At 71.2% G+C, this 9,118-nt stretch carries 11 protein-coding genes; 2 read left to right on the top strand and 9 right to left on the bottom strand.

The features are described 5' to 3' along the window. A partial coding sequence (locus AC3WLN_RS22730) for a cell division protein FtsX (RefSeq protein WP_492485067.1) occupies positions 1–672 on the top strand: 672 nt, incomplete at its 5' end. Positions 673–811: 139 nt separating this feature from the next. After that, positions 812–1,621, top strand: coding sequence for a YdcF family protein (locus tag AC3WLN_RS22725; RefSeq protein WP_492485065.1), 810 nt, complete (start codon positions 812–814; stop codon positions 1,619–1,621). Between the two features lie 91 nt (positions 1,622–1,712). On the opposite strand, the gene AC3WLN_RS22720 is transcribed toward AC3WLN_RS22725, so the two are convergent. The 9 genes from AC3WLN_RS22720 to AC3WLN_RS22680 form a co-directional block, all read right to left on the bottom strand. Next, positions 1,713–2,051, bottom strand: a complete 339-nt coding sequence (locus AC3WLN_RS22720) for a hypothetical protein (RefSeq protein WP_463771747.1) — start codon at positions 2,049–2,051, stop codon at positions 1,713–1,715. A 2-nt stretch (positions 2,052–2,053) separates the two neighbouring features. Further along, positions 2,054–2,521, bottom strand: a complete 468-nt coding sequence (gene ptsN / locus AC3WLN_RS22715) for a PTS IIA-like nitrogen regulatory protein PtsN (protein ID WP_055946855.1) — start codon at positions 2,519–2,521, stop codon at positions 2,054–2,056. Positions 2,522–2,639: 118 nt separating this feature from the next. Continuing rightward, positions 2,640–3,251, bottom strand: coding sequence for a ribosome hibernation-promoting factor, HPF/YfiA family (hpf, locus tag AC3WLN_RS22710; protein WP_463771755.1), 612 nt, complete (start codon positions 3,249–3,251; stop codon positions 2,640–2,642). 212 nt (positions 3,252–3,463) lie between these two features. Beyond that, positions 3,464–5,026 (bottom strand): RNA polymerase factor sigma-54, encoded by a 1,563-nt coding sequence (rpoN, locus tag AC3WLN_RS22705; RefSeq protein WP_492485062.1) that lies wholly within the window; start codon positions 5,024–5,026, stop codon positions 3,464–3,466. A gap of 367 nt (positions 5,027–5,393) precedes the next feature. Then, complete coding sequence (gene lptB / locus AC3WLN_RS22700; protein ID WP_243214809.1) at positions 5,394–6,182, bottom strand: LPS export ABC transporter ATP-binding protein; 789 nt, start codon at positions 6,180–6,182, stop codon at positions 5,394–5,396. Positions 6,183–6,265: 83 nt separating this feature from the next. Continuing rightward, positions 6,266–7,039 carry an LptA/OstA family protein gene (locus AC3WLN_RS22695; protein WP_492485069.1) on the bottom strand — a complete coding sequence of 258 codons (774 nt, stop codon included), beginning with the start codon at positions 7,037–7,039 and terminating at the stop codon, positions 6,266–6,268. Beyond that, positions 7,039–7,836, bottom strand: a complete 798-nt coding sequence (locus AC3WLN_RS22690; RefSeq protein WP_492485060.1) for a lipopolysaccharide-assembly, LptC-related protein — start codon at positions 7,834–7,836, stop codon at positions 7,039–7,041. The genes AC3WLN_RS22695 and AC3WLN_RS22690 overlap by 1 nt, the downstream gene beginning before the upstream one ends. 213 nt (positions 7,837–8,049) lie before the next feature. Beyond that, positions 8,050–8,670 carry a ribonuclease D gene (locus tag AC3WLN_RS22685; RefSeq protein ID WP_492485058.1) on the bottom strand — a complete coding sequence of 207 codons (621 nt, stop codon included), beginning with the start codon at positions 8,668–8,670 and terminating at the stop codon, positions 8,050–8,052. Between the two features lie 182 nt (positions 8,671–8,852). Next, positions 8,853–9,118: helix-hairpin-helix domain-containing protein (locus tag AC3WLN_RS22680; RefSeq protein WP_492485056.1), on the bottom strand; the 266-nt coding region annotated here is incomplete at its 5' end.

Raw genomic sequence — 9,118 nt, 5'->3', positions numbered from 1 at the left:
GAGGGCCTGGCCAAGGCCACGCCGGGCATCGCCGCCGTGCGGGTGTTCTCGAAATCGGAGGCCGAGCGCCTGCTCGAGCCCTGGCTCGGCAGCGGCCTCGACCTCTCGGACCTGCCGGTGCCCCGCCTCGTGACCCTGAAGCTCGCCGAGACGGCCCCCGACCTGAAACCCCTGCGGAGTTCCCTCGCGGAAGCCCTGCCCGGGGTGGCGAGCCTGGACGACCACGCCCTCTGGCTGCGCCGGCTCTCCACGGCGGCCAACACCTTCGTGGGCGTCGGCATCGGCATCGTTCTGCTGGTTCTGGTGGCGACGGGCCTGGCCGTGGTCTTCGCGACCCGCGGCGCCATGGCGGGCAACCGGGAGGTGGTGGAGGTGCTGCACTTCGTGGGCGCCAACGACGACTTCATCGCCCGCGCCTTCCAGCGCCGCTTCTTCGGCCTCGGCCTGCGCGGCGGCATCATCGGCTCCGGCGCGGCGATCGCGGCCTTCGCCCTGGCGGGGCTGGCAGCGCGCAACTGGCGCTCGGGCCCGGCCGGCGAGGAGATCGAGGCCCTGTTCGGGACCTTCCACATCGGCTGGCGCGGCTACGCCGCCGTCCTGCTCATCGGCGTCATCGCCTCGGTGGTCACCGGCATCGTCTCCCGCCTCACCGTGCGGCGTTTCCTGGCCTGACGGCGCGGTCAGCGACAGGGGCCGCGGAACCTGTTGGGTCCGGCCGACTCCGTTAACCCTTCGTGAACCTTTCCGGGCGGAGATACTTGCCTCGTGAACGCCCCAATCGGGGCCACTCTCTGGGGGAATGACGACGCGGATGTCAGCCAGCGGCACCATGAAGCCCTCCGAGGCTTTCGGATGGGCCTGGACCGACGCCGCATCCCGCGTGCCGGCCTCGGTACGGCTCTCTCCGGTCACGGCTGGTTCCGATCTCGCGGCCCGGACCGGCCTCGGCCCCACCGCCAGGGCCACGCTCGGCCTGGCCGCCGCCGGCGCGGTCGCGCTGTTCTGCGGCTTCCTCGCCTTCGTGGCCTGCCTGGAGCGGGACGAGCGCGTGCCGCAGGGCCGGGCCGACGGCATCGTGGCGCTCACCGGCGGCGCCCAGCGCATCGGCGACGCCATCGATCTCCTGGCCAACGGCTACGGCCGCCGCCTCCTGATCACCGGCGTCAACGAGCGCACCAGCCGCGACGAGATCGCCCGCCTCAATCCGACCCAGCGGCACTGGATCGATTGCTGCGTCGATCTCGACTACCGGGCCCGCAACACCATCGGCAACGCCATCGAGACCCGGCGCTGGATGCGCCAGCACCGCTTCAGCACGGTGACGGTGGTGACCTCGAACTACCACATGCCGCGCACGCTGGTGGAACTCGACCACGCCCTGATGGGCGGTGACCGCATCGTGCCTCATCCGGTGGTCGCGGAAGGCTTCGACGCCGACCGCTGGTGGCACCATCCCTCCTCGGCCAAGCTCCTGGCCTCGGAATACCTGAAATTCCTCGTGGCCTGGGTCCGGACCCGCTTCGAGGCCGATCCGGAGCGCTCGCGGGCCGCCATCCTGATCGGACGCCGCAAGCCGATCAAGATGGTCGCCGAACCGCTGCTGCTGCGCGGACAGGAATAGGCGGATCGCACGGCGAAGCGCCGGCGCCCGCGTCTTCGCAGACGCTGGCTCTCGGTCTGCCGGCCGGGGCCCTTCGCTCGAAGTCCCTGGCTCAGAGCCCCTTGCACTGGCTCCGGATCATCCCCGAAAATTCCTTCTCGGAGGTCTGGACCTGATTGAGGCGGTCCGTGCGCTCGGCGCCCGAGAGGCAGCGGCCGTAGACGCTGGCCACCCGGCGCATGGTCTCCACGTGCCGGCGCCAGACGCGGCACTGGTCGGCCGCCTCGCTGCCGGCCTGTTCGAGCTGGTCGATCGCCTGGCGCTGCATCGAATTGGCCACCAGGACGTCGCGGGCGCAGGCCGTGTCGGTGGCGCCGCGCTGCTGCGCCAGGGCGGGCATCGCGGCGAGCAGGAGGGCGGCCGCCACGGCCGCGCGGGTCGGACCACGCATGCTCATGCCGCCTGCGAGGCCGAGGTGTGGGTGAGCAGCGCGTAGAGGGCGCTGGCGTCGCGGGCGGCGCGGATGCGCTCCAGGATGCCGGGCTCGCGCAGGAGGCGGGCGACCTGGGCCAGGGCCTTGAGGTGGTCGGCGCCGGCGCCCTCGGGAGCCAGGAGCAGGAAGGCGATGTCGACGGGCTGGCCGTCGAGGGCATCGAAATCCACCGGTTTCTCCAGCCGGGCGACGAGGCCGAACAGCCGGTCGAGGCCGGGCAGCTTGCCGTGCGGGATGGCGACGCCGTCGCCGATTCCGGTGGAGCCCAGGCGCTCGCGCTGCAGCAGGGTCTCGAACACCTCGCGCTCGTCCAGGGCCGGAAGCTGACGCACCGCGTGAGCGCTGAGCTCCTGCAGCATCGACTTCTTGGCGCGGACGCGCAGGGACGGCACCACGGAATCCGGAGAGAGGAATTCCAGCACTGGCATGAAGGACCGTCGCCCCGTCGGCGGCGGCCGACCCGGCCGCCACTCCATGAAAGGTCGGGCCGCACGGGCGACCCTTGGACTCAATCGGACGGGTTCAGGCTCTGTTCCCGACCCGCGCCTACGAAGCCGCCTCGGCCGGATCGACCCAGCCGATGGCCCCGTCTGTGCGGCGGTATACGACGTTGATGCGTCCGGTGCCAGCGTGAACGAACACGATGACCGGAGCGCCCGTGAGGTCGAGGGCGGTGACCGCCTCGCTGACCGAGTGGCGCTTCAGGGTCTTGGTGCTCTCGGCCACCACGGGGGGATGCGCCGCCTCCTCGTCCTCGCCGTCCTCGTCGAGGTCGAGGGCGTCGGCCTCGCTCGGGGCCGCGAACACGGCGTAGGCCGCCTGCACCGTCGCGCCGTCATGGCCGGCCGCACCGTGATCCTTCAGCTTGTGCTTGTAGCGCCGCAGGCGCTTTTCGAGGCGGTCCGCCGTCTGTTCGAAGCTCGCATGGGCATCGTGCGCGGCGCCGGACGCTTCCAGGGTCAGACCCGAGACGAGGTGGAGCACGCAATCGGTGCGGTAGGCCGTTCCGTCCCGCCGCAGGGTGACGTGGCCGGAGCAGGTCCCGCTCATGTGGCTGTCGAGGTATTTCGAGAGGGTGGCCGCCATTCGCTCCTCGACCCGGCCCCGCAGGGCTTCGCCAAGATCCAGGCCGTGGCCCGTCACGCGCAATGACCCCATGATCCCTCCGGTTTTCGTTGCTTTCGGGCCACGAGTTAAGGAGCCCTGCGCGGAGAAGTCAACGCGAGGGGCATGGGGCGATCCCGGGGGCGGAGATCGGGTCGGATGACCGCACAGGTTGCGCGCGGTGCCGCCGAGCGGCCTCGACCTGTCCGGGGCTCGATCGGCCTCGCACCGCTGATCGGGCCCGATTCCGGCGCCCGGAGGCCGCCTCAGCGGCCCGCGTAGGCGAAATGCTCGCGCCGGCGCTCGATCGAGGAGGGAATCCGCAGGGATTCCCGGTACTTGGCGACGGTGCGGCGGGCGATGTCGATGCCCTCGTCGCGCAGCTTCTGAACCAGGGCGTCGTCGGAGAGCACGTCGCTCGGCGCCTCGCCGTCCACGAGCTGCTTGATGCGGTGGCGCACGGCTTCGGAGGAGTGCGAGGCGGTGCCGGCGGCACCCGGGATCGCGGCGGTGAAGAAGTACTTCATCTCCAGCGTACCGCGGCTGGTGCCGATCGACTTGTTGGAGGTGACCCGCGAGACGGTCGATTCGTGCATGCCGATCGCCTCGGCCACGGTCTTGAGGTTGAGCGGGCGCAGGTGCGCGACGCCGTGCAGGAAGAAGGCATCCTGCTGGCGCACGATCTCGGAGGCGACCTTGAGGATGGTGCGGGCCCGCTGCTCCAGGCTGCGGGTCAGCCAGTTGGCGGTCTGCAGGCATTCCGACAGGAAGGCCTTGTCGCCCTCGGCCACCGCGCCGCGCGAGACGCGGGCATAGTAGCTCTGGTTGACCAGCACCCGCGGCAGCGCCTCGGCATTGAGCTCCACCAGCCACGACCCGTCGGGCGCGGCGCGCACGAAGACGTCGGGGATCAGCACCTCGACGGCCCGGGCCCCGAAGGCGCGGCCGGGCTTCGGGTCGAGCCGGCGCAGCTCGGCCAGCATGTCGACGAGATCCTCGTCGTCGACGCCGCAGAGCCGGCGCAAGGCCGTGAAGTCGCGCTTGGCCACCAGATCGAGGCGCGAGACCAGGGCCTGCATGGCCGGGTCGAAGCGGTCGCGGTCGCGTAGCTGCAGGGCGAGGCACTCGGCGAGGTCGCGGGCGGCGATGCCGGCCGGCTCGAAGCTCTGGACCAGCTTCAGCACCCGGGCGACCCGGTCGAGGGAGGCGCCGAGGCGCTCGGCCACGTCGTCGATGGATTCGCGCAGGTAGCCTGCATCGTCGACGGCATCGATGAGGAAGCCGCCGATCAGGCGGTCCATGGGATCGCGGGTGGCGAGATCGAGCTGGCTCCCGAGATGCTCGCGCAGGGAGATCTCGGCGGTCAGGCTCGCCTCGAAGTCGGGAGCCTCGCCGTCGAAGCTGCCGCCGGTATTGCCGTAGGGGGCCGGCGTCAGCGAGAGCATGTCGCCGGAGGCGGCCTCGCGGGCATGGGTGGGGTTCTCGTCCGAGAAGACGTTGTCGAGGCGGGTGTCGAGGGCGCTCTCCATGTCGGCGCCGCTCGCCGTCAGCGTGGTGGCGATCCAGGTCTCGTCGCCTCCCTCGTAGTCGCCGCCCTCGCCGTCCCCTTCGCGATCCACCGAGGATTCGGACGGCGTCTCGGCCGCGGGGCGCTCGATCTCGCTCTCGCCCTCGGCGCGCTCCAGCAGCGGGTTGCGCTCGAGTTCGGCGTCGACGTAGGCGGCGAGGTCCAGTTGGGAGAGTTGGAGGAGCTTGATGGCCTGGAGAAGCTGAGGCGTCATCACCAGGGCTTGCCCCTGGCGCATTTCCAGCCGTTGCAGCAGACTCATGGTTGTCGCCCCGGGTGAGTCGCACCTCAGGTCAGCGGCGCACGTCGCCGTGAGCCGAGCCTCGGCACAAATCTTGCTTCCTCTTGTCTGCTCCCAGGTCTAGCGCCAACCCAGCCACACGTCAAAGTGTGACGGGCCTTATTTGCACGCAAATTAGGCAGGCCATGACAGCAGCACGGGGGAGGCCGTGCCGCCCCGGTCCGAGCTTCGCATCGCGCGCACTAACAAAAGCTTCTGCGATCAAGGGAAATTCCCGCACCGCACCAAGACGGGGTGCGGTGCGCGGCCGTGGAAGCCGGCAAAAAAATCTGCGGGATACGAGGTGGATGCAGGGCTCACGCCCCCGGACGGGGCGGACATCCCCTGCTTAGAGGCGGAAATCCTCGCCGAGATAGAGTCGGCGCGCCTCCGGATTGGCCACGATCTCCTCGGGCGTCCCCTCCGTGAGGATCCGGCCCGAATGCGCGATGTAGGCACGGTCGATCAGCCCGAGGGTCTCGCGCACGTTGTGGTCGGTGATGAGCACGCCGATGCCGCGCTGCTTGAGGTGCTTCACCAGGTCCTGGATGTCGCCCACCGCGATGGGGTCGATGCCCGCGAAGGGCTCGTCGAGCAGCATGAAGCTCGGCGAGGAGGCCAGCGCCCGGGCGATCTCGCAGCGCCGGCGCTCGCCGCCCGACAGGGCGATGGAGGGCGACTTGCGCAGGCGGGCGATGTCGAATTCCTCGAGCAGCGATTCGAGCTTGCGGGCGCGCTCCTTGCGGTCCGGCTCGGCCACCTCGAGCACCGCGCGGATGTTGTCCTCCACGGTGAGGCCGCGAAAGATCGAGGCCTCCTGCGGCAGGTAGCCGATGCCGAGCCGGGCCCGCTGGTACATCGGCAGCTGGGTGATCGGCAGGCCGTCGAGGGTGATCGTCCCCCGATCGGCCGTGACGAGACCGGTGATCATGTAGAAGATCGTCGTCTTGCCGGCTCCGTTGGGGCCGAGGAGACCGACCGCCTCGCCGTTCCGCACGGTCAGACCGGCCTCGTGCACGACGGTGCGGGCGCCGTAGCTCTTGCGCAGGCCGCGCACGCAGAGAATGCCCGGCCCGCCGCCCTCCTCGACGATGGCGGCCGCCTCGGCCGCCCGGCGGCGGGCGCGGCCGCCGAACAGCCGTCGGATCAGGGAGGGCGCAGGCGGCGCGCCGGCACGGTCGGAGGAGCGCTCCGCCAGGGCGGGCGCCGGCGAGGCGGCACTCAATTCGTCTGGGCCCGGGTCTTGCCGGCCGGCTTCTCGGCGGAGGCCTCGGAGGACTTCTCGGCGGGGGACTTGTCGGCCGGCGGCCTGGCCGCGCGCCCGGCGATGGGGGCCTGCGTACAGCCATTGCCCCTGGCGCCGTCCTCCTTCTGCGGCACCAGCAGGGCGGAGACCCGCCCGCCCGCCACCGGGTCCATGTTCGCCCGGCCGGTGTTCATGTCGTAGACGAGGCGCGAGCCCCGGGTGACGTTCTGGCACTGGCTCAGGATGACGTTGCCGGTGACCACGATGCGCCTGGCCTCCTGGTCGAACACGGCGTTGTCGCCGGTGGCGATCTGGTCCTTCTGCACCACCGTGACCGGGCCGGCGCATTCCACGCGCTGGATCCTGTTCTCGTTCAGGCCGGCGGCGCGCTCGGCCTGGCTCGCCGGCTCGGCACCCGCCTCCGCAGGCTCCTTCTTGTCCTTGCCGCGCTTGTAGCGCACCGTCATGCTGGAGCACCGGATGGTGCTGTCGCCCTGCACGGCGACGACGTTGCCGGCGAAGACCGCCTTGTTCTCGCGGTCGAACACGTCGAGCCGGTCGGCGTCGATCTTGATCGGCTCCTTGCCGCCGCCGCCGAGATTGCCGAGCGGCGAGGCGGCCTTCTCCTTGCGCGGGGCCGCGGGCGCCGTCTGCGCCGCGGCCGACCCCGCCGCCACCAGGGCCGCCAGGGCGAGCGCGAGGGGCGCGAAGCGCCGGTGCGGGACGACGCCCTTCGCCGCGGGCCGCATCACCGGCGGCGCTCCCCGTCCTCGGGCTCGGCCGCGGTGGTCCGGATGCGCGCCGGCCTGTCGGGCAGGCCGGCGACCTGGGCCTCGTCGGCCCGGGCTTCGGACTTGTCCCGGGACTCTCCGCCCGACGGGTCGCGACCGTGCAGCACGGTGTGGACGTTGCCGACGAAGGAGATCACGTGGCCGTTGTCGACCACCTCGAGGGTATCGGCCACGATGGTGCCGCTCGGCATCGAGACCGCGACGGTCTCATTGGAGCGGACGCTGCCGGCCTTGAAGTCGACGGCGGCCGTCTTCAGGCGGATCTCCTCGCCCTTGTCGGTCCAGAGGCGGATGTCGCGCTCGAGGTTCAGGGCCTCCCGGGACGAATCGAACACGCCGGAGGCGGCTTCGAGGTGGACGAGGCCGCCCTTGTCGTCGGTGTTGAGCTGGCCCTTCATCGCCTGCAGCTCGATCACGCTCGGCTTGCGCACGTCCTGGAAGGCGGCGGTGGCGGTGACCTCGTAGCCCCGGTCGCCCTTCCGGAAGCCGGACAGGCGCGGATTCTCCATCTTCACCTTGCTGCCCGACAGGCTGACCTGGCCCATCGAGACGTCGGGCAGGCCGGCCCCGAAGGGATTGAACAGGGTGACGACCGCCAGCGCCAGCACGGCGGTCCCGGCGGCGAGGGGGATCAGCCGGCGCAGGGCGCGCACGTGGCTGCTGTGGTTGCGCGCCCGCGCATGGGCGCGGGTCCGGCGCGCATCGACGCGGCCGCCGCTCGTCTGCCCCGTCTCGATCGCCGCGCCCACGTACATGATCTTTCCAACATCGTGCCCCGGCGGCGGCGACGCCCGCGAGGGGCGCGCCAGGGCTGGGTCGACCGCCGGATGCCCGGGGGCAGTGGCGAAGTTATGACCGGAAGCTTGAGAAACCATCAAGCCTGCGCGCTTCCGAAAGGCGGAATGGCGCAGGCGCCGGATGGGGGATGTGCGACGGCGCACGGCGGCCCGCGGGTGGGGCGCCGGCCCTCAGGCATGCGCGAAGATGTCGGTCTCCGCCCAGCCGGCCAGATCGAGCCGGGCCCGGGTCGGCAGGAAGTCGAAACAGTTCCGGGCGAGGTCCGTGCGGCCCTCCCGCTCCAGCATCGCGTCGAGGCGCGCCCGCGCGGCGTGGAGGTGGAGCACGTCGGAGGCGGCGTAATCGACCTGCGCCTGGCTCAGGGTTTCGGCACCCCAATCGGAGGATTGCTGCTGCTTGGAGAGATCGACGCCCACGAGTTCGCGGACCACGTCCTTCAGGCCGTGCCGGTCGGTATAGGTGCGTGCCAGCTTCGAGGCGACCTTGGTGCAGTAGACGGGCGACGGCATGACGCCGAGTCCGCGCAACAGCACCGCGAGGTCGAAGCGCGCGAAGTGGAAGATCTTCAGCGTGGCGGGGTCCGCCAGCACGCGCATCAGCGTCTCCGGAGCCGGGCCGCCGGGAACGATCTGCACCACGTCGGCGCTGCCGTCGCCCTGCGAGATCTGCACGACGCAGAGCCGGTCGCGATGGGGGTTGAGCCCGAGGGTCTCGGTGTCGATGGCGATGGCCGGGCCGGCGACGTAGTCGGCCGGCAGGTCGCCGCGATGCAGGCGGGTGGAAGGCGGCATGGACGGAAGGTTTCCGCGCTGGGATCGACGACGGGCCACGAACGGCGTTTCTCGTGTGATCCCCGGCGCCTATCACCCGGCCCGGACCCCCGCAAGGTGGCGGATTGCGCGGCGCACGGGGTCACCGCACGCCGCGTCAGGCCTGCGTCGCGTCGGCCGGATCGGCCTGCGCCTGCCCGGCCCTACTTCTGCTTGGCGATGACCTTGTCCTTGATGCCGTCATAGGCGTTCTGCGGGATGATCTTCTTGGACAGCAGCTCGTCCTTGCCGCGGTAGGGACGCCCCTTGATGATCGCGGCGGCGCGGGCGGCGCCGATGCCCGGAAGGGCGTCGAGTTCGGCGGCGGTGGCGCTGTTGATGTCGACCAGGGCCGTCTTCGCTGCCGGCTCGACCGTGGGCGCCTTGGGGGCGGTGGGCGCGGTCGGCGCCACCGTCTTGGGTGCGGTCG

Source organism: Methylobacterium sp. FW306-05-D (genome assembly GCF_058782155.1).
The sequence above is the reverse complement of the archived record's forward strand: the minus strand, read 5'-3'. Positions and strand labels throughout refer to the sequence as shown.